General features: G+C 44.6%; 24 protein-coding genes and 2 other annotated features. Of the genes, 1 reads left to right on the top strand and 23 read right to left on the bottom strand.

Translation table 11 applies throughout. The annotated features are described in order from the left end of the window. Positions 1–5: 5 nt before the first annotated feature. From D1970_RS16870 to D1970_RS16755, 22 genes are all read right to left on the bottom strand, one after another. Positions 6–272 carry a DUF1294 domain-containing protein gene (locus D1970_RS16870; protein ID WP_119114151.1) on the bottom strand — a complete coding sequence of 89 codons (267 nt, stop codon included), beginning with the start codon at positions 270–272 and terminating at the stop codon, positions 6–8. A gap of 155 nt (positions 273–427) precedes the next feature. Next, positions 428–787, bottom strand: a complete 360-nt coding sequence (gene rplT / locus D1970_RS16865) for a 50S ribosomal protein L20 (protein WP_119114034.1) — start codon at positions 785–787, stop codon at positions 428–430. A 40-nt stretch (positions 788–827) separates the two neighbouring features. Further along, positions 828–1028, bottom strand: a complete 201-nt coding sequence (gene rpmI / locus D1970_RS16860; protein WP_119114033.1) for a 50S ribosomal protein L35 — start codon at positions 1026–1028, stop codon at positions 828–830. A gap of 17 nt (positions 1029–1045) precedes the next feature. After that, complete coding sequence (gene infC, locus D1970_RS16855) at positions 1046–1549, bottom strand: translation initiation factor IF-3 (protein WP_119114032.1); 504 nt, start codon at positions 1547–1549, stop codon at positions 1046–1048. 149 nt (positions 1550–1698) lie between these two features. Then, positions 1699–1828: a sequence feature (ribosomal protein L20 leader region), on the bottom strand. A 146-nt stretch (positions 1829–1974) separates the two neighbouring features. Further along, positions 1975–3906 (bottom strand): threonine--tRNA ligase, encoded by a 1932-nt coding sequence (gene thrS, locus D1970_RS16850; protein WP_119114031.1) that lies wholly within the window; start codon positions 3904–3906, stop codon positions 1975–1977. A gap of 84 nt (positions 3907–3990) precedes the next feature. After that, positions 3991–4239 (bottom strand) — a binding site (T-box leader). An 80-nt stretch (positions 4240–4319) separates the two neighbouring features. Then, positions 4320–5174, bottom strand: coding sequence for a sporulation protein YtxC (gene ytxC / locus D1970_RS16845; RefSeq protein WP_246369959.1), 855 nt, complete (start codon positions 5172–5174; stop codon positions 4320–4322). Positions 5175–5336: 162 nt separating this feature from the next. Next, positions 5337–6266: a primosomal protein DnaI gene (gene dnaI / locus D1970_RS16840; RefSeq protein ID WP_119114030.1), complete on the bottom strand. Its 930-nt coding sequence runs from the start codon at positions 6264–6266 to the stop codon at positions 5337–5339. A 5-nt stretch (positions 6267–6271) separates the two neighbouring features. After that, positions 6272–7669: a replication initiation and membrane attachment family protein gene (locus tag D1970_RS16835; RefSeq protein WP_119114029.1), complete on the bottom strand. Its 1398-nt coding sequence runs from the start codon at positions 7667–7669 to the stop codon at positions 6272–6274. A 74-nt stretch (positions 7670–7743) separates the two neighbouring features. After that, positions 7744–8205 carry a transcriptional regulator NrdR gene (gene nrdR, locus D1970_RS16830; protein WP_119114028.1) on the bottom strand — a complete coding sequence of 154 codons (462 nt, stop codon included), beginning with the start codon at positions 8203–8205 and terminating at the stop codon, positions 7744–7746. 103 nt (positions 8206–8308) lie between these two features. Beyond that, a complete protein-coding gene (locus tag D1970_RS16825; RefSeq protein WP_119114027.1) occupies positions 8309–8689 on the bottom strand; it encodes a hypothetical protein in 381 nt (126 codons plus the stop codon). Positions 8690–8792: 103 nt separating this feature from the next. Further along, positions 8793–9167, bottom strand: coding sequence for an adenosylmethionine decarboxylase (speD, locus tag D1970_RS16820; protein WP_119114026.1), 375 nt, complete (start codon positions 9165–9167; stop codon positions 8793–8795). 369 nt (positions 9168–9536) lie between these two features. Next, positions 9537–10568 (bottom strand): glyceraldehyde-3-phosphate dehydrogenase, encoded by a 1032-nt coding sequence (locus tag D1970_RS16810; protein WP_119114024.1) that lies wholly within the window; start codon positions 10566–10568, stop codon positions 9537–9539. A 179-nt stretch (positions 10569–10747) separates the two neighbouring features. Continuing rightward, positions 10748–11353: a dephospho-CoA kinase gene (gene coaE / locus D1970_RS16805; RefSeq protein WP_119114023.1), complete on the bottom strand. Its 606-nt coding sequence runs from the start codon at positions 11351–11353 to the stop codon at positions 10748–10750. Positions 11354–11386: 33 nt separating this feature from the next. Continuing rightward, positions 11387–12211, bottom strand: a complete 825-nt coding sequence (gene mutM, locus D1970_RS16800) for a DNA-formamidopyrimidine glycosylase (RefSeq protein WP_119114022.1) — start codon at positions 12209–12211, stop codon at positions 11387–11389. A 16-nt stretch (positions 12212–12227) separates the two neighbouring features. Next, entirely contained in the window at positions 12228–14861 is a 2634-nt protein-coding gene (gene polA / locus D1970_RS16795; protein ID WP_119114021.1) for a DNA polymerase I, read from the bottom strand. 367 nt (positions 14862–15228) lie between these two features. Then, positions 15229–16995 carry a two-component system histidine kinase PnpS gene (gene pnpS, locus D1970_RS16785; RefSeq protein ID WP_119114019.1) on the bottom strand — a complete coding sequence of 589 codons (1767 nt, stop codon included), beginning with the start codon at positions 16993–16995 and terminating at the stop codon, positions 15229–15231. Next, positions 16992–17708, bottom strand: a complete 717-nt coding sequence (locus D1970_RS16780; protein ID WP_119114018.1) for a response regulator transcription factor — start codon at positions 17706–17708, stop codon at positions 16992–16994. The genes pnpS and D1970_RS16780 overlap by 4 nt, the downstream gene beginning before the upstream one ends. A gap of 112 nt (positions 17709–17820) precedes the next feature. After that, a complete protein-coding gene (locus tag D1970_RS16775) occupies positions 17821–18297 on the bottom strand; it encodes a MaoC/PaaZ C-terminal domain-containing protein (protein WP_119114017.1) in 477 nt (158 codons plus the stop codon). Between the two features lie 116 nt (positions 18298–18413). Further along, complete coding sequence (mdh, locus tag D1970_RS16770) at positions 18414–19352, bottom strand: malate dehydrogenase (protein ID WP_119114016.1); 939 nt, start codon at positions 19350–19352, stop codon at positions 18414–18416. Positions 19353–19451: 99 nt separating this feature from the next. Further along, positions 19452–20720 carry an NADP-dependent isocitrate dehydrogenase gene (gene icd, locus D1970_RS16765; RefSeq protein WP_119114015.1) on the bottom strand — a complete coding sequence of 423 codons (1269 nt, stop codon included), beginning with the start codon at positions 20718–20720 and terminating at the stop codon, positions 19452–19454. A gap of 188 nt (positions 20721–20908) precedes the next feature. Continuing rightward, the gene (citZ, locus tag D1970_RS16760) at positions 20909–22027 is read right to left on the bottom strand and encodes a citrate synthase (protein ID WP_119114014.1); all 1119 of its coding nucleotides are present in this window, start codon (positions 22025–22027) and stop codon (positions 20909–20911) included. A gap of 352 nt (positions 22028–22379) precedes the next feature. Beyond that, positions 22380–22841 (bottom strand): DUF441 domain-containing protein, encoded by a 462-nt coding sequence (locus D1970_RS16755; RefSeq protein WP_119114013.1) that lies wholly within the window; start codon positions 22839–22841, stop codon positions 22380–22382. Positions 22842–23032: 191 nt separating this feature from the next. Between D1970_RS16755 and ytvI the strand changes: the two genes are divergently transcribed. Then, positions 23033–24139: a sporulation integral membrane protein YtvI gene (gene ytvI, locus D1970_RS16750; RefSeq protein ID WP_119114012.1), complete on the top strand. Its 1107-nt coding sequence runs from the start codon at positions 23033–23035 to the stop codon at positions 24137–24139. 64 nt (positions 24140–24203) lie between these two features. On the opposite strand, the gene D1970_RS16745 is transcribed toward ytvI, so the two are convergent. Further along, a complete protein-coding gene (locus D1970_RS16745; protein ID WP_119114011.1) occupies positions 24204–24587 on the bottom strand; it encodes an FxsA family protein in 384 nt (127 codons plus the stop codon). Positions 24588–24642 lie beyond the last annotated feature (55 nt).

Raw genomic sequence — 24642 nt, 5'->3', positions numbered from 1 at the left:
CAAAGTCACTGCAGAAAATAATAAACGAGAGCAGAAAACTGGATGGCCGAAAGAGCCGGAAAGCCTGCTCTGAAAGCCATGTGTTTCGTCTTGTGCCGGAAAAACAACATCCCTGCCGTCATGCCTGGCGCGGCCCCCAGCAAGGCTGTAATCCATAGGTTTTTCTCACTGACTCTGTACCGGCCTTTTCTTGCCCGGTCCTTGTCCATGCCCATGAGAAAGAACCCGAAAATATTCCATAATGCTAAAACCCAAGCAAATGAAAGCTCCATCTCCAATAAAATATACCTCCTAAAAAAAGCCATCCCCTGTTTCGGGAATGGCTTTTGTCATGATCAAGACAGGTATCTTTTTCGTCAGATACTGCCTTGATCCATTTGCCAGCAACTAATGTATGTCACTGAACGGGTGCTTGCGCTTTTTTATATTACTTGTTGAATTGAGCTTTTGCAGCGTCAGCAAGCTGAGTGAATGCTGCTTCGTCGCTGATTGCAAGTTCAGCAAGCATTTTACGGTTTACTTCGATGCCTGCAAGCTTAAGGCCATGCATCAAACGGCTGTAAGAAAGACCGTTCATGCGGGCAGCCGCATTGATACGAGTGATCCAAAGTTTGCGGAAGTCGCGCTTCTTCTGGCGACGGTCGCGGAATGCATACATCAGGGACTTCATAACCTGCTGGTTTGCAACTTTGTACAATGTATGTTTGGAACCATAATAACCTTTTGCTAATTTAATAACCTTTTTACGACGCTTGCGCGTAACTGTACCGCCTTTTACACGTGGCATGTAATTTCCCTCCTATATATGAATCGAGAATAACTCGAATTTACTTAATGTTGTCTAGCAAATGGCGAATGCGTTTGAAATCGCCTTTGGAAACAAGGCCGCTCTTGCGAAGCTTACGCTTTGCTTTCGTAGATTTGTTAGCGAATAAGTGGCTTGTATAAGCGTGTGAACGCTTGAGTTTGCCGGATCCTGTTTTCTTGAAACGCTTTGCAGCGCCGCGGTGAGTTTTCATTTTTGGCATTTGGGACTTCCTCCTCGTTACTTGTCGTTTTTAGGGGCTAAAACAAGGAACATGCTCCGCCCATCCATTTTAGGGTGGGATTCAATGGTCGCAACTTCCTTGCATGCTGCAGAAAAGCGGTCCAGAACGCGCTGGCCGATCTCCTTATGTGTAATGGCACGACCTTTGAAGCGGATCGATGCTTTCACCTTATCGCCTTTTTCCAAGAACTTGATGGCATTGCGAAGCTTTGTGTTAAAGTCATGCTCATCAATGGACGGGCTGAGGCGGACTTCTTTAATGTTGATGATCTTTTGGTTCTTGCGTGCTTCTTTTTCCTTCTTTTGCTGCTCAAATTTGAATTTTCCGTAGTCCATGATCCGGCCTACAGGGGGTTTCGCATTTGGGGCAACCAGAACAAGGTCAAGATTGACACGCGCTGCAATTTCAAGTGCTTCGTTTTTTGATTTAATTCCCAGCTGCTCGCCATTTTGGTCAATGAGACGAACTTCTCGGGCACGGATGCCCTCGTTCAACAGCATATCTTTGCTAATAGTTAGCCACCTCCAGGGTTTTATAGGAATACATTGTTTGGGTTAAGAATACACACACTGAACAGCCAAGCCGCTTCCGGCAGATACTGCCGAAAATTCCTCTGATCAAGCTGCAGCGGCGGATTCCACATTCTGCGCAAATAAAAAAAGTGCGGGATTTAACACCCACACTTTACGAAACAATTAAAAATAAAGAGTTTCCGTAAAACCTGGCAACTGCCACATCAGCGTCAATCAGGTGAGAAGCGGGTGCTTCTTCTTTTCCTCAAACCGTATTCATATTTACCTTTGTAACTATAGCACAAAGAAATTTCAGTGTCAAACATATCACTAGGTATTATTGTAACGAATTGTATTGTAGCAAATATGCGCTGTTTATGCAATACCTTTTCTGAAAATGGTCCCTTCGCCTTCTATTTTTTAGCTTCTTTGTCAAAAAGCTCCCTGAAGGCTTGCAGCGACATTGTTTCCGATTTTTGCTCGCCGTATTTGCGGACATTGACTCCTGTTTCTTCCATTTCCTTGTCTCCGACAACAAGCATGAAAGGAATTTTTTGCATTTGTGCTTCACGAATTTTATAGCCGATTTTTTCATTCCGGCTGTCCATTTCAACCCTGAAGCCTGCAGCTTTCAGGCTGTCCTGCACTTCTTTTGCATATTCAAAGTGGATATCCGGTGAGACAGGGATCACGATTGCCTGTACCGGAGCAAGCCAGGTTGGGAATGCGCCTTTGTATTCCTCGATCAGGAAGGACACGAAACGTTCCATTGTCGAAACCACTCCACGGTGGATAACAACAGGACGATGCTGCTTCCCATCTTCTCCTACATAGGTAAGATCAAAACGTTCAGGCAGCAGGAAGTCAAGCTGGACAGTAGAGAGTGTTTCATCTTTGCCAAGCGCTGTTTTGACCTGGACATCAAGCTTAGGACCGTAGAAAGCAGCTTCTCCTTCTGCCTCGAAATAGGCAACGTCAAGCTCATCCATTGCTTCCTTCAGCATGCTCTGGGCCTTTTCCCACATTTGGTCATCGTCAAAATACTTTTCTGTATCTTCAGGGTCACGGTACGACAGCCTGAAGGAGAAATCATTAATATTGAAGTCTTTGTATACTTCCTGGATCAACTGGACAACACGTTTGAATTCTTCTTTGATTTGATCAGGACGGACAAAAATGTGGGCATCGTTTAACGTCATTCCCCGAACCCTCTGAAGGCCTGACAGTGCGCCGGACATTTCATAACGGTGCATTGTACCAAGTTCGGCAATCCTGATTGGCAGCTCACGGTAACTGTGAATGCTGTTTTTGTAAACCATCATATGGTGAGGGCAGTTCATCGGGCGAAGCACGAGCTGCTCATTATCCATATCCATAACCGGGAACATGTCTTCCTGGTAATGGTCCCAATGGCCTGAAGTTTTGTACAGGTCGACGCTGCCCATGATAGGAGTATAAACATGGTCATATCCGAGGCTCACTTCTTTGTCAACAATGTACCGCTCCACAACCCGGCGGATGGTTGAACCTTTTGGCAGCCATAGCGGAAGTCCTTGGCCGACCAGCTGGGAATTGGTGAACAAGCTAAGTTCCTTTCCAAGCTTCCTGTGGTCGCGTTCCTTTGCTTCTTCAAGAAGGCGTAAATGCTCAGCTAGTTCTTCTTTCTTAAAGAACGCTGTTCCGTATATACGCTGCAGCATTTTATTATCGCTGTTGCCTCTCCAATAGGCTCCTGCAATGCTCAACAGTTTAAACTCTTTGATTTTCCCGGTGGATGGCACATGCACGCCACGGCAAAGGTCAAAGAACTCTCCCTGTTCATAGATAGTGACTGTCTCATCTGCTGGAATTGCTTCAATCAGTTCGAGCTTGTACTCGTCCCCTATTTCTTCGAAAAGCTTTACAGCGTCAGCACGGCTGACTTCTTTTCGGACGACCTCAACATTTTCTTTCACGATTTTCGCCATTTCTTTTTCAATGGCCGGAAGATCTTCCGGAGTCAGTGAATTTTCGAGATCGATATCATAATAAAATCCGCCTTCGATGACAGGGCCGACGCCAAGCTTTGCTTTTGGATAAAGCCGTTTAATTGCCTGCGCCATAAGATGGGCTGTACTGTGGCGAAGAACCTCCAATGCTTCATCCCGCTCTGGAGTGATAATTTCAATTGCAGTATCCTCTTCGATAGGACGGCGCAGATCGTACATTTGTCCATCTACTTTCCCGGCAACTGCTTTTTTCTTAAGGCCTGGGCTGATGGAAGCCGCAATATCTTCAATGGTTGTGCCGGCAGGATACTCCTTCACTGCCCCATCCGGAAACTTTATTTTCATATTGTCTGCCATGACTGCTCCTCCTTTTAATTTGGCGAAGTTGCTTTTTGTGCGCTCCGCCTTTTTGGTAAAATAAAAAAACCCGTCCCTTAAAAATAAAGGGACGAGTTTAACACACGCGGTTCCACCCAATTTTCCGTTCCAACAGGCCTGAAAGGCCAAAACAACGGCTTTGGTCATGATAACGGCTGTTGCCGTCAGCAGCTACTGGCGGGCATTGCCCGGCGTTCACAACTGAAGTTCAGAGGCGGTATGCTTGATTCTTTAGTGTTAGGAAGGTTCCAGCCTTGCCTTCCCTCTCTATAAACCTGTAAAGAAAGCCCTTGTCCTCATCAATACTTTTACTTGATTGACTTATTATGTAGGTAATTATAGTTTGTAATTCTTTCAAAATCAAGTGGACAACAGGACTTTTTTCTACAGATTCAATTTGCCTGGATTTTTTGTTTCCGAAAATCAGGTTCAGCACGGACGATGACGCGCTCTTCAAAAATATTTTGAATGGTGCGGACAAGAGGCTGGTCCGGCTGGTCTGAATAAAGATAAATGGACGACGGCGCAATGGAAAGCAATGGCGCGATTGTCACCGAATCCACATAGACAGGATGATTGACGAGAAGCTTCCTGTCTATCATCCGGAAGAGCTCACTCCGTTTCAGTTCATGGTAGTGTTCATCATAAAAAACGGTCTCATCGTCTACGACAAGCACATGCAAATGATCCTTCACAGGCGCACGCCCTGAGAGAAAGCCTCTTAAAGTCTGGATAAACACCTGGTATTCCTGCTCCATCTTGTACTCGTCAATGGCAATTTCCGCATAAGTATAAAGCTTGTCAAAAAAAGGCTTCAGGCGGAACCTTGCAAATGAATCGAATGAAAAAGAAATATTCCCCTCCATTATTTCGTCTATTGCAGCTTTGATCAGCTGGCTCTCATCAGGGCCGCTCAAAAAGGACTGCAATTCTTCACGTTTACCTTCAAGTACAGAATGGATGATTTCCAGGATCTGCTCCTGTTCTTCAGCTTCCGTATAGTAAAAACGTTCCGCCAAAATCAACCTGAAGAAATCTTCCCGCTTATGGATAAGGATAAATTCATAAAAGCCCTTTCTTATATGTTGAAAATCCTTTTCCAATAAAGACGAGGTAAGGATTGTAATACTGTTTCTTCCTTCATGAAGAAGGATCCTGCCATCTGCCGGCAGGCCTGGCATTTGCCTGGTGATATGCTGATACAGGCTGCAGGCTTCCCTGCCAGTTTGGAAGATGATTTCAATCAACGATATCCCCCCATTGTGATATTCTCCTGATTTCATATATATGGGGGACTTGCCGGGTTTAGAAGCAGGTAAAAAATCGTAAACACGCAAAAAGCCGCAGAGTTAACTGCGGCTTTTTGTTTATTATTATGGGTAAAGGCCTGAAGGCGATCTCCAGGTTTGCTATACTCGCCTGTTTTTCCCTTCCACCTTGACAGGTTCGGCTAAATACTTAATTCTCTCCAGGATTCTTGCAGCCTTCAGCTGTTCTTCTCCCCCGCGCTGGCTGTGGGCCAAATGGTGTTCAAGGCCGTCCAGGTCAAAATTCGAGGAAAAAAGTGTTGGAAGATTCTCCATCATCCTAAACTGTAGAATGGGGCCAAGGATATCGTCCCTGATCCACCCGCTCATCGTTTCCGCGCCTATATCATCAAGCATAAGGACTGGTGCTTTTTTTATGGCATCAAGCTTATCCCCGACAGAGTGGTCCCCTATCGAGTTTTTCATTTCCCGAAAAAGCTCAGGCGCATAAATCAAGAGTGAGCCTACATGCTTTTTAGCCAGTTCTCCGGCAATTGCACCAAGAAGAAACGACTTACCTGTTCCAAATGGGCCATGAAGGTATAGTCCTTTCTGCCGCTCGCCTGGCTTGTAAAGCTCAACAAATTCCTTCGCCATTTTAATGGCCTTAAACCTGCCCTTTTCAATCTCAATATCAGCGAACGAAGCCTTCAGGATTTCTTTAGGGACAAACATACTTTCAATCAGCCGTTCGTTTTTCTGGCTCTCATCATACATCACTTTTTTCGGACAGCGGTCATAGCTGACATCAATATAACTGCCACTCAGCACCAGTATCGGCTCATACCCCGGTATCATATTTGTACAGGAATCTAGCGATTTGCAGTCTCTGCATGCTTTGCTTTGAGTTGAAAATTCATGCAGTTTCATCAGGCTCTTATCAATCATTTCCCGGGAGATTTCACCCTCGTTGCGCTTAAAAAAATCCTGTATCCACGGATCGCTGAGCACTTCGTTTTTCTGGGCCTCATACCTTTTATTGAAATCAGGGTTATTTGCCAGCTTTCTCAATGTTTCGTTTATGTTTTGCACTCCGGTCACCTCCCGGCTTCAAAATTTTTAAGTTCTTCTTCCAGTTTCTTTCTTTCCTCTTCAAAATCAAAATCTTCCTCCACCTGAGCCGTTTGGGATTCGTTCTTTTTCTCAAACCAGTCAGGAAGATGTTCTTTTCGGCTTGAATTTTTAAGAGGTGCCGACCGACCCTTTTTCTCTTCAGCCCACTCCAGATACTGGCGGTGCTCTTTCTTGGCCAGTTCCATTGCTTCCTTGACCGTCTTTATTTGCTTTCTCGCCCAGTGCCCTGCTATTTTTTCCATATATCCCTTATTTAGCTTCATGTCTGTCTTCAGCATGACATACTCAATCAGGACATTGACGACACCTGGCTGAAGCTTTTGTTTAAACATGACTTCTTCAATGATGTGCAGGTCATTTTTTGACGGAGCTGCGCCATCGGATATATGGAGCAAATACTGGCGTGGAGATGTGGTTTCTAAATAGTGAATGAGCTTTTCTTCTGTTGACGAAGGCTGTCCGGATGTCAGCCTGTGCGAAATAGGCTGGACACGGTCAAGCAATGCAGGCAGCTGGTCATTGTTTTCAAATTGGTACCAGTCCCTCGCCGCTTTCCTCAGTTCCTCCACATCGATTTCATCTTCTTCGGTAAGCGCACCGAGGATCAGGTTCTTCATTTGCAAAGCATCAATTCCATACAGGAATGACAGCTTGCTGATAGCTTCCTTGACCTTAGAAGACAGGGCTTTGCCCGGGACAAGAGATTCCTTTATTCCCGCTGTAAGGAGCCCGAAGTCGAATCCGTCCGGGTCCACCTGGATGCCCCCCGGCTCTGTTCGGCTAATAAAGGACTTTCCTTCCATCGCTTCTAAATCTTCAGCTGCATCACGTGAATGTTTAAGCGCATCTGTGGAGACTGATACAAATACATCCTGAAAAGCGCGTGTAATGTTCTCATATCCAGCAGTATGACCAGCAGGTGCTTTGTCGCTGAAAAATCGTTTCAGTCTCCCGAATTGGTTTTTTCCTATTTTTCTGTATAAATAAATATTGAGCATTCCATCAAGGAAAAATTGTTCAGGAGAAAGCGGAGGCTGAAGCTCATATACAAACGAGCGGCTGTCTCCGTTTTTAACATATGTCTTTAAGAGCCCCATGGCTTCAAGCTTAAGCCTTGCCTGGTAAATATCATTGAGTCCGAGACCGGTGATTGTCATCAGGCTGTGATGGGATACTGCCCCTGACCAGAGACGGTTCTCCTCAAGCTCCGCCCACAGTGTCAGATAAAGACTCAGGCAGGAAGGGCCAATCAATGGCTGGTATAGGAAAGTCAGCACCTTCCTGTCGTATTCATGGATCAGTCCATTTGCCGAAACTGTATATTGGTCTACAGGTAAGAGTTCCTGCCAATGCTGTGCCATAACCATCTGCCTTTCCGGGCTTTCGCGCGTATTCCGCCGCCAAAAAAAGAGCCGGGAAATCCCTGCAGCTCTTTTCAGCCCTGTTCTTTCTTGATTAACTCTTTTAACTCTTCAATGAAGACATTAATATCTTTAAATTGACGGTATACGGATGCAAATCGGACATATGCCACTTCATCGACTTTTGCAAGCCTGTCCATCACCATTTCACCAATCGCTTCGCTTTTCACTTCGGCAACACCCTGGCTTCGGAGCTCTTTCTCCACTTCCGAAACAATGTCTTCGAGTTCCTTAAGGGCAACAGGCCGTTTCTCGCACGCTTTAATAAGCCCCCTAAGAAGTTTCTCCCTGTTAAATTCTTCGCGGGTTCCTTCTTTTTTGACAACAATCAAAGGAGTTTCCTCCACTTTTTCAAAAGTTGTAAACCGGTACCCACACGCTTCGCATTCCCGTCTTCTGCGGATTGACTTCCCTTCATCAACCGGACGGGAATCGAGGACTCGGGTCGAATTATTGTGACACGCTGGACACTTCATCTCGATCAGCTCCGAATTTTTTCTATATATCATATCGTTCTTATATGCACATGATCTACCCTTCTATCTTATTAAAAAGAGAGCCGCTGTACAAGAGGACTGGTTAATTTCCATATTTACCGGATCCGGCGGCGGGAAGTGACTCCCCGAGCTTGGAGTAAAGATCGGATACTTTATTTTTAATGATTGGATATGCACCGGCGATATAAAACTTTTCAGAAGAAAGCAAAATGTCCACTGCAGTTTCATACGGACGCAGTGTAATCACTGTAACGACTAAAAAAGCTGGTATACCATCATGCGTTTCAGCTGAAATTTCACCATGCTCACTGGAGATACTAACAACTGTGACTGATGGATCAGTTCCTAAAATTTTTTCAACAGTTTGAAAGACCTGCTGGAAGTTCGCTTTATAATACCTTGTCCGCAATTCAGGTTCTTTATGGTTATCGCTTGTCTCGCATTGTTTCTTGAAACGGTTCACCAGGGCCTGTCCCCCCATCACATTCTTTTGGTACTATTCTATACTATTTCAGAGCAAATGAAAAAGAGGTGTATAGGATACACCTCTCATTTATAATCCATTATTAAAGTGCTTTTGCCTGCTTCACTTGCACTGGACCCATTCCACGCGGAATTTCAATGTTCTCGCGTGTTTGTGCTCCTAGCGCTTCTCCAATATAATCTGCAGCGATATTGGGATTCAAATCCCCGCAAGTATAAACATCAATGCTTGCATATCCATGCTCCGGAAAGCTGTGAATAGTTAAATGTGATTCTGAGATAATGACAACCCCACTTACACCTTGTGGCGCAAACTTGTGGAAAGCCACCTCGCGGACTTCAGCACCAGATTTCAATGCTGCCGCTACAAACGTTTGTTCAATATAATCCATGTCATTCAACTTATCAAAATCGCAGCCCCATAATTCCGAAATTACATGACGACCCATTGTTTCCATTATTCAGTTTCCCCCTCTTACTTTTTTAGCTATTAAAATGAAATTCTTATCTTTCAATGGTCGTTAACTACCACGGGGGAAAGTTAGTCCAAAGAGGTCCTAACCCTTTAAGTAGCCAAGCATTACCTTCATTAAGAAGTTCACGATGACTAGTATACTTTGTTTATTTTTGTTTTGCAACACATCGAACACAAATTTTTTCCTGAAAATATTTGCTAAAGAATGGCTTTCAAACAAAAGCAGGGGCAGCGTTTTTTCCTTTGAAACCAGGATGCTTCAAGAGGCTTTTTCTTGTGGAGTACAGTATTTGTTATTCAAAACGCAAACAAGCCTGCGCATTAGCGCAAGCTTGTTCCCGCAAAGCGAATATTAACCGACCTTGACAGCGACGGTCTCGGACATTGCCTTGGCAACATGGTTCGCAAGATCTACAACTCTGCAGGAATAGCCCCACTCGTTATCATACCATGCAAGAACCTTTACTTTTCTTTCTCCGATCACCATTGTGGACAAGCCATCAATGATTGCCGAATGTTCATTTGTATTGAAATCGATGGAAACTAACGGATCAGTTGTGATATCAAGGATACCTTTAAGGTCTCCTTTTGATGCAGCAAGGAAAGCATCATTGATTTCATCAACAGTCACTTCTTTTTCAAGGTCAACAACCAGGTCTACAAGCGAAACATTGGGAGTCGGCACCCTTAAAGCCATGCCATGAAGCTTACCTTTTAGCTCCGGCAGCACAAGAGAAAGCGCTTTCGCAGCACCTGTGGATGTTGGAATGATGGACTGTCCGCATGAACGGGCACGCCTCAAATCCTTATGTGGATTATCAATATTCTTCTGGTCATTCGTATAGGCATGGACTGTTGTCATCAAGCCGTTTTTAATTCCAAACCTGTCATTAAGGACCTTTGCAACCGGTGCAAGACAGTTGGTTGTACAGGATGCATTTGAAATGACATCGTGCTCATCGATCATTAAAGCGCCATCATTCACGCCCATGACAACAGTGATGTCTTCTTCTTTTCCTGGTGCTGTCAGGATGACTTTTTTCGCTCCTGCTTCAAGATGAAGCGCAGCTTTGTCTCTTGAATTGAATTTTCCAGTTGCTTCAATGACAATGTCAACCTTCATTTCTCTCCATGGCAGTTCAGCCGGATTACGGTTGCTAAGCAATTTAACTCTCTTTCCATTGACAATCAAAGCATCGTCAGCCGGGATTACTTCTCCCTGGAACTGGCCATGTGTAGAATCATATTTTATTAAGTGTGCCAAAGTCTCTGCTGGATAGCTCGCATTAATGGCCACAACCTCAAGATTATGTTCAAGAATAGCTTTCCTGAAAACCATTCTTCCAATTCTCCCAAAACCGTTAATTGCAATTCTTGCCTTCATATTACGGCCCCTTCCACATTAGTGTTATACTCAAATACCCCTCATTAGTAATTAGTATAACATATTAGTTTTTGTTTGTGATAATTAAAATCACACATTTTAAATATAAAATAATTCTGAAAAATACTTTTGGAAAGGGGCTCGTCCTTTATTAACAAGGTAAAACAAAAGGAACCTTTTCAGGTCCCTTCCAATCCCCATTGGGATAAAATATGCTGGAGCTGCCTGCCCGTTTCTTCCGTGGTACCATTGTTATCAATGATCCGGTCAGCAAGGTTTATTTTATCCTTAAGAGGCATTTGCGATTGAATTCTAGCCATTGCTTCTGTTTCTGTCAGGCTGTTTCTGGCCATTAACCTTCTGAGCTGCGTTTCTTCATTTACAAAAACCAGGATGATCTTGTCCACCATATATTCAAGCTTGCTTTCAAACAGCAACGGAATATCGAGGATGACAGCCTGTTCACCGCGCAGGACTGATTCATCCCTTTTCTCCATCATCCTTTTTCTGACCTCTGGGTGGACAATTCCATTCAGGAGGCGCCTTTTATCCTCATCATTAAATATGATGCCTCCAAGTTTTGCCCTGTCGATCTCTCCTGCTGAATCAAGAATGCTGCTTCCGAATTCATTTATGATTTCACGGTAGGCTTTTTCTCCTTTTTGGACAGCAAGTCTTGCTTCCACATCAGCATCAATAATAGGTAGTCCTCTTTCGGAAAGCATCCAGGATACTGTGCTTTTCCCGCTGGCGATCCCACCAGTCAATCCAATGATTAAAGTCATGCCAACTGCCCTCCCTTCGCAGTCCCGCTGTCATCATCGCTGGCAGGATGGACAATAGTGCGTTCCGCGTCCGCCGACAACCGTTTTTTCAATCATTCGTCCGCATACATTGCAAGGCTCATTTTTCCGGCCATACACATTTAATTCCAGCTGGAACATTCCAATCTCGCCCTGCGAGTTGATATAGGATCTGATTGTACTGCCGCCTTTTTCGACGGCTTCCTGCAACGTCGCTACAATTTCCCTGTGAAGCTCTTCTGTTTCCCTGTCTGACAGCGAACTGGCCGTCCTTTCCGGGTGAATGCCGGCCCGGAACAATGCTTCATCAACATATATATTCCCGAGTCCGACAAGTATCTTCTGGTCAAGGAGGGCTGCCTTGATCTTGCGGTTTGTCTTTTTCAGCCTGGCAGAAAGCAGTCCCTTTGTGAACTCCACGGAAAACGGTTCAGGGCCGAGTCCAGAGAGCGGAGAGTTTTCAAACTCCGTACCCCGCTTGTACAAGTGCATCGTCCCGAACTTCCGTACATCCCGGTATCTTAATTCACTTCCATCTGTGAATTGGAAAACAGCATGAATATGCTTGTCGAGTGGTTCGTCATGCTGGAACAGCATATACTTCCCTTCCATACGCAAATGTGAGACAAGGGCATAGTGGTCCGTGTAAAAGATGAGGAACTTGCCTCTCCGGCCGATTTTGTTGATTTTTTCACCTTTTAGGCTATCGGCAAACATTTGTGGCTCTGTCGGATTTTTCACCATCTTGGGCCAGCCGATTCTTACTTCATGTATTTCCTTTCCGAGCACTAACGACTCCAAGGTTTTCCTGACTGTTTCAACCTCCGGTAATTCAGGCAAATTCTAGCCCTCCTTCTTACTTAGCATCAAACCATGTTGGCCCGCAGGCATAGTCCACTTTCAGCGGGACATTCAGCTCTACGGCATTCTCCATAACATCCGGAACAATCTCTTTCAGCTTTTCGATTTCATCCTCAGGCGCTTCGAAAATCAATTCATCATGTACCTGAAGCAACAGTCTCGCCTGCATCTTTTCCGTCTTTAGCCTGTCGGCCATTTCAATCATTGCCTTTTTTATGATATCTGCAGCGCTTCCCTGAATTGGTGTATTCATGGCAGTACGCTCTGCAAAGCTTCTGAGATTGAAATTCCTGCTCGTGATTTCCGGAATATATCGCCTTCTGTGAAGCAGCGTTGAAACAAAGCCCTTTTGTTTCGCATCTTTTACGATATCATTCATATATTCCTTGACACCTGGATAGCTTTTTAAATACCTGTCAATGAATTCTCCAGCTTCTTTACGTGTAATTCCAAGACTTTGCGAAAGCCCATAGTCGCTGATTCCGTAGACAATCCCGAAATTGACGGCTTTTGCATGCCTGCGCATATTAGAGGTTACTTCCTCTGCTCCGACATGGAATACCTCCATTGCCGTCTTCGTATGAATGTCGTGCCCTTCACGGAAGGCTTCTATAAGTTTCTCATCACCTGCAATATGGGCAAGCACCCTCAATTCAATTTGCGAATAGTCGGCGGCAAAAATCACCCAGCCTTCTTCGGAAGCGATAAATGCCTGCCGGATTTTCCGTCCTTCTTCCAGCCGGATCGGAATGTTCTGCAAGTTGGGATCAGTTGAACTCAGCCTTCCAGTCTGGGTAAGCGCCTGGTTGAACCGGGTATGCACCTTGTCCGTCTCTTTGTTCGCAACCTTCTGCAGACCCTCGATATAGGTAGACTGCAGTTTGCCAAGTTGACGATATTGCAGGATTTCCTGAATGATTTCATGCTTCGGGGCGAGCTGCTCAAGCACATCTGCTGAAGTAGAGTAGCCCGTTTTCGTTTTCTTTATTGCAGGAAGCCCAAGTTTATCAAACAAAATAACTCCAAGCTGTTTCGGTGAATTGATATTAAAACTTTCACCTGCATGACGATAAATTTCAGACTCGATTTTTTCAAGCTTCCCCCGAATTTCACTGCTCATTCTCTGAAGCCTGTCAATATCGAGTTTTACTCCCTGATACTCCATGTCGGCGAGGACGAGTGACAAAGGCATTTCCAGCCCTGTGAACAGCTCCCATTGCTCATTTTTCTTTAACCCGTTGATAAGAGTTTCCTTCAAATCCATTAACAGCACAGCTTTCCGCACAAGATGCTCTGCTAATTTTTCTTCGGCAGGAATACTCCGTTTTGCACCTTTTCCGTAAAACGAACGGTCCGGCTCAGGTCCTCTTTGGCCATGAAGCTTCGCCAGTTCTGACAGGTCCTCGGCATTCTCCGAAGGGTTAAGAATATAAGAAGCTAACAGGACGTCGAAGTCTGCCCCTTTTAAATGAATTCCTCTGTGGCGGAGCGCAACTTCCGAACGCTTGGCATCATAAACAATTTTCTTGCTGCTTTCGTCTTCGGCCCAGTTCTTGAACGCTTGGGACTGGCGTGCTTTTTCAACTGGGAAGTAATAGCTTCCTTTTTCATTGGAAACTGAAAATCCAATGATATCAGCGTAATGATAATTGTCATCCAGTACTTCTACATAAAGTGCGTTCTCGCCGGCAAACAGTTCTGCCGTAATTTCCTCGGGTGCTTCGTACGAGATTTCCTCAAGTTCTAGGCTTTCTTCCTGCACCTCTCCATCATCAATTTTATCAACGAGGGAATTAAAGCCAAGCTCTTTAAAGATTTTTAGCAGGGCATCTTTTTCGAAGCCTTCATACTCCAGTTCGGACAGTTCGAGCTGTACTGGCGCCTCCCTTGTAATGGTGGCGAGCTCCTTGCTCATGACTGCCTGGTCCTTAAATTCACTGAGCTTTTCCTGCAGTTTCTTCCCCTTTACCTGATCGATTGATTGAAGAAGTGTTTCAAGTGTTCCAAACTCCTTCAGTAGCTTGATGGCGGTTTTCTCACCGACTCCCGGTACACCCGGTATATTGTCGGATGCATCCCCCATCAAGCCCTTCATATCAATAATTTGTTCAGGAGCGAGACCGTATTTCTCACGGATATGTTCCGGTGTATAATCTTCAATATCGGTAATTCCTTTTCGGGTAATGCTAACTGTCGTTGTCCCGGAACTCAACTGGGTAAGGTCCTTGTCACCAGATATCACCTTAACTTCGTATCCTTCTTTATCGGCACGCGTGGAGAGGGTTCCAATAATGTCATCTGCTTCATAATTCTCAAGTTCGTACTGGGGAATGCTGTAAGCTTTCAGCAGATCCCTGATAAAAGGAAACTGTTCAGAAAGCTCAGGCGGCGTCTTTTGCCTTCCGCCCTTATATTCACCAAATGCGGCATGCCTGAAAGTCGTCTTGCCAGCATCGAACGCAACGAGCATATGTGTTGGTTTTTCATCCTCAAGAATTTTCATCAGCATCATGGTAAAACCGTAAACAGCATTCGTGTGTATACCCTTATCATTATTGAGCAAGGGCAGCGCAAAAAAAGCGCGGTAAGCAATGCTGTTTCCATCTATCAAAACTAACTTGTTTGCCATTGTTTTGCCTCCTTTTAAATCCTCATGCCGGGTTTACATTCCGATAAGAAAAACGCAAGCCTCCCGTCTAGCAAAATACACCAGTCGCTTACGCTGGATAGTTATCCAAAAATTTTTATACTTTCTTATCTTCATAAAAAAGACCGTTATTCCTTTTCATTATTCTACCATGAGATAGAATAGAAAGAAAAATAACGGTCTGCTCCCCCGGACAATGAAAAAGGACACAAGCGGGGTCAGCTTGTGTCCTTTTTCTGCTCCTTGGATGAAGGGGTTTACAAGTATGATTGTAACAACGGAATGTAAAGCCTGAATGAACCGATTGTTAATATACTGTAAAATTGGAAACACCTTCTCCTTTGGAACGTTAATCGGGAATTTTCTTTCTCAGCCTGATATAGAAAGCCGTTCCCTTGCCCACTTCACTTTTAACCTGGATGCTTCCTTTATGAGCCTCAACAATATGCTTGACGATCGCCAGACCAAGGCCCGTCCCCCCAGAGTTCCTGCTTCTCGCTCGGTCAATTCTGTAAAACCGTTCAAAAATACGCGGTATCTCTTCTTTTTCAATCCCGATTCCGGTATCTTTCACTTTGATGACAACAGCATCCCTATTGTCCCTGATAGAAATGAACACAGTGCCTCCATCAGGTGTATAGGTAAGGGCGTTGTTGACAAGATTGATCATCACTTGTTTCAGCCGGTTGGCGTCACCCTCGATGACAACTTCTTCATCGGGGGAAGGAAAGTCCAGAGTGATTTTCTTTTCGGCCGCTTTAGCTTCAAGAATGGCCAGCACATCTTCGATTTCACTGACAATATTGACTCTTTGCAAATCAAGATGGAAGCCGTTCTGCTCAATCTTCGAAAGATCGAGCAAATCCTGGATCAGTGTTTGGAGCCTGTCGCTTTCTTTTAAGATAATGGACAGGAAAGCTTCAAGGGTGCCGCGATCATTCATAGCTCCATCCAAAAGCGTTTCTGAAAAGCCTTTAATTGAAGTGACCGGTGTCTTTAATTCATGAGATACATTTGCTACAAAGTCTTTTCTCATTTGTTCAAGCTTTTTCATTTCTGTAATATCATGGAAGACGAGCAATACTCCCTTCCAGACATTGTTCATACCTATAATTGGTACCCCATAGACCTGGAAATGCCTGCGTTCTATGCCAAGCGGCAAAAGAACCTGCCTGCCTGTCCTTTGTTCGGTCATGAAAATGTCCTCAATCAGCATTCTGATTTCTTTATGTTCAACCACTTCATAATAAAGCTTATACAGGTAATCTGCTGGTTCGACTTCAAAGATATCCTTGTATGCCCTGTTGATTAAATTGATATAGCCTCGACTGTCAATCAGGATAAGCCCGCTGCCCATACTTTCGATCAGCGTGCTTAAGCGGTCCTGCTGCATTTCCTGGGCTTTCATCAATTCCTGTAGATTCCGTGCCAAAATATTGATCGATGCACCCAGCATTCCGGTTTCGTCACTATGATCCTCAAAGGTCCTTGCTCGGTAGTTTCCTTTTGCAAGTTCGATGGCAACATTCGTAGCTGACTCAATCGGCTTTGTATATCGCTTGGTGATTTTGGAAACAAGAAAGACAATCAGAACCATGGCAAGACCAAGGCTTATGCCTAGGATCCACCATATCTGGCTGTAAGCTTCCTTAAGTTCACTGACTTTTGACTCAAGGATCAGATATCCTTCTTTTCCGCCCTCATGCTGAATGGCCACCGGGTAATACTTCAAGGCTTTTCCCATTGATAGAACGGGATAACTTTTTTTGTTTAGTTTCCCTTCAACAGCTTTGCCCATTATTTCTTTGTGCCGGACTGTTATTTTTCCGGGTGATCCTTCAGTATCGTATGTGACATTGCCTGTTTCATCGACAATGATAATCCTTGCATCCAGCAGTTCACTAAATTCAGAGACTGCCGTCCGGTCCAATGCGGCGATGCCGCCATGCTCTTCAATATGAGCTGCAACGATGCGCGCTTCCTTTTGAAGGCGGTCACTGATAGAATCGATATAATAATGTTTAAAAAGCTGGCCAATAAATAACCCTAATCCGATCAGGACAGAAATAAGGAGAGTGACCAGGGCGAATAAAAGGCGCGTCCTGTATTTCGTCATTCTGTCCTCGGTTCCTCCAGCTTGTACCCAAGTCCGCGAATCGTTTTAATATAGGAGGGCTTTTTTGTATTAATCTCGATTTTTTCCCGGAGATGGCTGATATGGACATCCACAATCCTGGTATCACCTGCAAAATCATAATTCCAGACAGCACTGCGCAGCTGGTCCCTTGTAAGCACGCGTCCCTTATTCTTCGCAAGGTACAGAAGCAGTTCAAATTCCTTTGGAGTTAATTCCAAAAGTCCTTCAAGGAAAAAGGCTTCGTAAAACTCGGGAAGAATCTTTAAATCTCCGATTACAATACTGTCAGTCTGTTCTTCCTGGCTTTCCGCCGCTTCCTGATGCAGCTGTGCTCTCCGAAGAATCGCCTTTGTCCTCGCTACTACTTCCCTCGGGCTGAAAGGCTTCGTCATATAGTCATCCGCACCGAGCTCCAAACCGAGCACCTTGTCAAACTCATCATCCTTTGCGGTCAGCATCAGGATAGGTGTCATGATTTTTTGCTGGCGGAGCTGTTTGCAAACCTCGATTCCGTCCAGTTTGGGCAGCATTAAATCAAGAATAATCAGGTCAGTTTTTTCTGCCATGGCCAAATTCTTTCCTTCTTCACCGTCCATTGCCGTCAACACAATGTACCCTGCCTGTTCAAGGTTGTATTTCAGCAATGTTACGATTGACTGCTCATCATCGACTACCAGTACTTTCTTCTCCATATTGGCCCTCCAATAAAAAAATTACCCCTGTCTTCATCCAAAATGCTTATTACTATTATAGAGTTAAAATTGAAAACAAAAAAGAGGTGTACATTTGTACACCTTGAGGAAATTAAAAATTCTCAAGAATGTGACCCTCCATTTTTTGTGGCGCGTAAGGAGGGCAAACAAGAAGTTTCCCTTTAATCACAGTTTCATTCTCGTCATCGGTAGCTTGAACTTCAATCACAAGTGTATGTTTTTTGCTGTCAACCTCTTTGACTTCAAACAAAAACTGGATTGTGGCATAGTCATAAACAGGCTTTGTAAATTCAATCTCCTGCTTTAAAACATGGCTGCCGGGGCCCGGCAAATATTTGGATACTGCCGATGTTAAAATTCCTGAAAGCATGATGGACGGGACAATAGGCTTTTTGTAAGGAGTCTGGGAAGCATAATCATGCTGAATGTACAATGGATTTGAGTCATTTGTCAGCCCAAGGTACAACAGCAATTCCTTGTCTTCAATTTTTTCCGTCAAAGTCAACTTTTCCCCAACCGATATTCCATCAATGGTTCTGCCTAACTTTCGTTTTTTTCCTAGCAACACAGTCATTCCCCCTTGAAAAAATCTCCCGGATTTGTTCATTGTGTGAAGTTGTATTTGTAAAAAAATCGGGGAAAACTCCCCGATTTTTTATAAAATCCCCAGATTAATTGACTATATTAAGCAAGTACTTCCATGACCTTTTTTACTGACTCTGCAGATTGGTCAAGGGCAGCCTTCTCATCGGAAGTTAAATCAAGTTCGATGATTTTTTCGATTCCGCCTGCTCCCAATACAGTTGGGACGCCAAGGTAAATCCCTTCATAACCGTATTCACCTTCAAGGTATGCAATGGAAGGAAGAACGCGACGCTGATCTTTCAGGATTGCTTCAACCATTTCCACAAGGGAAGCAGCAGGTGCGTAATAAGCGCTGCCATTGCCAAGAAGGTTGACAATTTCACCGCCGCCTTTGCGTGTGCGTTCTACAATGCTGTTTAGGCGGTCTTTGGGAATTAAGGTTTCAAGCGGGATACCGCCTGCATAGGAGTAGCGGACAAGCGGAACCATGTCATCTCCATGGCCGCCTAGAACAAATCCTGTTACATCCTTAACGGACAAATTCAGTTCCTGTGCAACAAAAGTACGGAAGCGGGCTGTATCTAGAACCCCTGATTGTCCAATTACGCGGTTTTTCGGGAAGCCTGATTCCTGGAAAACTGTATATGTCATAGCATCTACCGGGTTAGTCAGGACAACAATAAAGCAGTTTGGAGAGTATTTCACGATTTCCTGTGTAACACTCTTCATGATTTTTTGGTTCGTCTGTACGAGGTCATCGCGGCTCATGCCAGGTTTGCGTGCAATGCCGGCAGTAATGACGACTACGTCGGAATCCTTTGTGTCTTCATAGTTTGAAGTACCAGTAATATTCGCGTCAAAGCCTTGTACAGGAGCGGCTTCAAGCATGTCAAGAGCCTTTCCTTTAGTCGGGTTTTCCATTTGCGGAATATCGACAAGGACTACGTCTGCAAGCTCTTTTTGTGCCAGCATGAAGGCAGTAGTTGCTCCAGTAAATCCTCCGCCAATGACGGAAACTTTTTTACGTTTCATAGACATAGGAATTCCTCCTGTAATTTCAATGATTCTGCTTTCCTATTGCTTTGTTCATTTTTTATGTAGAGGGCCATTCCATTGTCGGAACAGCCCTCCAAAATACTATTCCATGTTTTTGATTAATTCATTACCGAACTCTGAAGCTTTCACTTCAGTCGCTCCATCCATCAGACGGGCAAAATCATATGTGACGACTTTAGATGCAATCGATTTTTCCATCGATTTGACAATCATATTTGCAGCTTCTGTCCAGCCAAGGTGTTCAAGCATCAAGACGCCTGAGAGGATGACGGAAGAAGGATTCACTTTGTCAAGACCTGCATATTTTGGAGCCGTTCCATGAGTAGCTTCGAAAATCGCATGTCCTGTTTCATAGTTGATATTTGCTCCAGGTGCGATTCCGATTCCACCTACCTGTGCAGCAAGAGCATCAGAAATGTAGTCACCGTTGAGGTTCATTGTTGCTACTACATCAAACTCGCGCGGACGTGTAAGGATTTGCTGCAGGAAGATATCAGCAATAGAATCTTTCACGATGACCTTGCCAGCTGCCTCTGCATCTGCCTGTGCTTGATTTGCAGCATCGCTGCCCTGTTCTTCCTTGATGCGGTCATACTGTACCCATGTAAACACTTTTTCTCCGAATTCGCGTTCAGCAAGCTCGTATCCCCAGTTCTTGAAGGCACCTTCTGTATACTTCATGATATTGCCTTTATGTACAAGGGTCAGTGATTTTCGGCCTTCTTTAATGGCATAATTGAGTGCAGCGCGTACAAGACGCTCTGTTCCTTCCTTGGACACTGGCTTGATTCCGATGCCGGATGTTTCAGGGAAACGGATCTTCGTTACGCCCATTTCATTTTGAAGGAAGTCGATTACTTTTTTCGCTTCGTCGCTGCCGGATGCATATTCGATTCCAGCATAGATGTCTTCCGTATTTTCACGGAAAATAACCATGTCTGTATCTTGTGGACGCTTAACTGGCGATGGTACTCCTTCAAACCAGCGGACAGGACGCAGACATACGAAAAGGTCAAGCTCTTGGCGCAGCGCTACATTCAATGAGCGGATCCCTCCGCCAACTGGTGTAGTCAAAGGCCCTTTGATTGCTATAAGGTATTCATTGATTGCTTCAAGTGTTTCCGCAGGCAGCCATTCGCCTGTCTTGTTAAATGCTTTTTCGCCTGCAAGTACTTCCTTCCAGACAATTTTGCGATCGCCTTTGTATGCTTTTTCAACAGCAGCATCCAAGACTCTTACTGATGCAGCCCAAATATCTGGGCCAGTGCCGTCCCCTTCTATAAATGGAACGACTGGATTGTTAGGTACATTCAATACTCCGTCTTTGACCGTGATTTTTTCACCTTGCATCTGTATCTCTCCCTCTTTAGTTCATTCGGCAGAATGGAAGGAACCTTACGGAAACCTTCCATTCTTTCCAATACTTGATTTCCGTCAATCCAAATCACCAGTTTGGAGCCGAAAATCCTTTTCTATACCATTCTATTACAGCAGTTTCTATCAAAAAAGTAAAACGCTGCGCACTGCAATTCTATTAATTAACCACGCAGCGAAACTTCCACATACTTCTGCATGCCAGGACCGTTGTATTCTGCACGCGGACGGATCAAGCGGTTGTTTTCATACTGTTCCAGGATATGCGCAAGCCAACCGGAGACACGGCTGACGGCAAAAATCGGTGTGAACAGATCATGGTCAATTCCGAGGCTGTGATAAACGGACGCCGAATAGAAATCAACATTTGGCGGCAGATTCTTTTCCCCGGTGACAATTCCTTCGATTTGTGTGGACATTTGGTACCAGTGCGGCTCTCCTGTCAGTTCAGTAAGCTTCTGGGACATTAGACGCAAGTGCTTTGCCCTTGGATCGCCTTTTCTGTACACACGGTGGCCAAAGCCCATGATTTTTTCTTTATTTTCCAGTTTTTTACGAACATAAGGTTCAACGTTTTCCAGAGTACCGATTTCTTTCAGCATCTTCATAACGGCTTCATTTGCCCCGCCGTGTAATGGCCCTTTCAATGCACCGATTGCAGCAGTAACGCCGGAATATATATCTGACAGTGTCGCAACGCATACACGGGCGGTAAATGTAGATGCATTCAGCTCATGGTCAGCATGAAGCACAAGCGCTTTGTTAAAAGCTTCAATTGCAATTGGTTCAGGCTCTTTTCCTGTCAGCATATAAAGGAAGTTTGCCGCGAAGTTAAGATCCTCTCTTGGCGCAATCGGTTCAAGCCCTTTCCGGATACGGGCGAAAGCAGTTACAATTGCAGGCATTTTCGCCTGGAGGCGGACCGCCTTTCGGAAATTCGCTTCTTCCTCCATCACATCAGCTTCTTCATCATAAAGGCCGAGAAGGGATACAGCTGTACGAAGCGCCGCCATCGGATGCACTGATTCGATAGGATACATTTTGAAATGCTCAAGAACTTCCTTCGGTAGAGCCATATTCTGTGCTAGCTCTTTTTTCAATCCGTCTAGTTCCGACTGAACCGGAAGCTTTCTATGCCATAAAAGGTAAATTACTTCTTCAAAGCTTGCATTTTCAGCCAAGTCATCGATATCGTAGCCTACATATGTCAGTGTGTCATCAATGATAGAACTGATAGAGGAGGTGGTTGCCACTACCCCTTCAAGACCGCGTGTTACTGTCATCCTCAATCTCTCCTTTGTGTAGTAAATTTCCCCATACCATTTGCCTGTATTTCTCTCAGTTCGAAACCCTCGGATTCCGGCTTCATAAAAAATAAAAGTTTCAATCCTTAAAGATCGCCCAATAATTTGCTCCGCTTTCAGCCAATTTTCAAAGGAAACCGAGCGTTTGCTCGGAAGGCCGGCATAAAAAGAAAATGCTTACATTTCTTCTTTCCTAAAAACCGGTTTGGGTCATCGGGCATTTCCAACCATTTAACTATGGTTATAAATACAAGTCCTATTATAAACAATAATCAGACTTTTGTGAATGAAAACAACTTATTTGAAAAAATTTTATTATTGTACAAAAAAACTATTTGATCCATTCAAACAGCCTCATTGCTGCAAAGGCTATTCCCGCTCCAATTAACGGTCCAACCGCAACTCCTTTAAACAGGGACACCGCTAGGATGGTTCCAAGGACAAGAGCAGTGGTGATATGCGGGTCCTCCGCCAATAGCGTAACCCCTCCTTTGGCAAGCAGAGCAACAAGCATGCCGGAAATGAGTGCAATCCAGGCATATGGGGACTTGAAAGCTCCCGACAGGTCTTTAAAGCCGATTTCACCGCTCGCAATCGGTGCAAGCACAGCAATTGTAATGATCGTCACTCCCCAGTTGATCCCTTTTCCCTGAAGCGCGGAAAAGACTTTTGAATCAACACCTGCAAGCTTCATGATGAGGAGTACACCTACCGCTACAATAAGCGACTGGTTTTTTGCAATAAGAGAAATGGCCAGCAGGAGGCCTAAAAAAAGAAGCGGCTGATATCCCAATATTTCTCACCTTCCTAAAATTATTTTAGCATAACGTGAATGTTGCTACCAATAATTGAGACTCCATCAAAATTGTTTAGCCATTGAGAAGCATTTTGGCGTAAATGAATCTTTTGGCGTACATGCCCATATACTTTATGGAAAACTGCCTTCGTCAGCTAATTGCCGTTGGACAAAGGAGTGATAAAGAATTGAATCAGGTTTATCTTTCAAGGACATTCAGGCTTTTGTTAGTAGCAGGGACTGTCACTGTTTGTGTGTTTTCGTTCTATTACCTATCTAAAATAATCTACCCATTTCTCATTGGGTTTTTCATTGCTTTTTTGATTAATCCGCTCGTCAACCTCCTCCAAACAAAAGGAAAGCTGCCCAGAAGCCTCGCTGTTCTTCTGTCTTTGACCATGCTGTTCGCTGTCTTTGCAGGCCTTTTGACATTGCTTGTAGCCGAGATTGTATCAGGGGCTGAATACCTGGCACAGGTTGTTCCTATTCATCTGGATACGCTGATCCGTTTTATGGAAGAGTTGTTTGCAGCACAAGTGATCCCTTTCTATAACAACCTTGCGGGAATTTTCCAAAGCCTTGATGCAGGGCAGCAGGATACTATTTTGGCGAATATCAAAAATGTAGGAGCAAGAATCGGGTCGACCGCCGGGGAGTTCATCAAAGCGTTCTTTGAAAATATCCCCAATATTCTTTCATGGTTCCCAAATGCAGCAACGGTGCTGATTTTTTCGTTGCTCGGCACCTTTTTCATCAGTAAGGACTGGTACCGCTTATCAGCTATGAGTAACAGCATTTTGCCAAAGCGTGCCAAAGCTAGTGGAAAAACAGTGTTCGAAGATTTGAAAAAGGCTTTGTTTGGTTTTATTAAAGCCCAGGCAACCTTAGTTTCAATGACTACAGTCATTGTCCTCATCGGCCTCCTGGTTCTAAAGGTGGACTATGCGATTACCATCGCCCTGGTCACAGGAATAGTTGATATCATCCCGTATCTTGGAACAGGGGCTGTTTTCGTTCCCTGGATAATATACGAAGTCGTCGCGGGTGAAATAGGTCTGGCTGTAGGCCTTGGCGTCCTTTATGTTGTTGTCCTTGTCCAAAGACAGATCATGGAGCCGAAAATCCTCTCTTCCAGCATCGGGCTCGATCCCCTTGCTACTCTGATCGCTTTGTTTGCAGGCTTTAAGCTTCTCGGGTTTGTCGGCCTTATTGCCGGCCCTGTCCTTCTTGTCATTCTTAACGCACTGCAGAGAGCCCATGTGTTCCGCGATCTCTGGACCTATATCAAGAGTTGAAGAAAAAAATGATGAGATTCCATTCCTTCAAAAAACGCCCGCTTAGATGCGGGCGTTCTCGTGTCTATCGGATAATGATCGTGTTCCGGTTCATCCAGCGGCGGAAAGTTCGCTGCAATAAAGGCTTGAACAGCCTCCTCGTCGGAGGGGCAAGAAGGAAAAAACCCATAATGTCTGTCAGAAATCCAGGTGTTAGCAGGAGAGTTCCCCCTACAAGGATACAGATGCCATCAAGGACTTCCTCACCCGGCATAACGCCCCTGCCCAGATTGTAGCGAACTTTATTGAGTGTTTCCATGCCCTGCTTCTTGGCAAGAGCAGCTCCTATTACACCTGTCAGAATAATCATCGCAATGGTCGGAATTAACCCTATAGTTTTCCCTGAAAACATTAGTATGCCAATTTCAGCAGCTGGAACTACGATGAGAATCATCAGGAAATACCTCATTTAGCACGCCCCCTATCAGTTCATTTTACCGGGGAATACCGGTGAATAGCAACAA

The sequence above is a fragment of the Mesobacillus zeae genome, from assembly GCF_003570705.1.
GTDB classification, from domain to species: Bacteria; Bacillota; Bacilli; order Bacillales; family Cytobacillaceae; genus Mesobacillus_C; species Mesobacillus_C zeae.
Note: the sequence above shows the minus strand (reverse complement) of the source record. Positions and strands in the feature narration are given on the sequence as shown.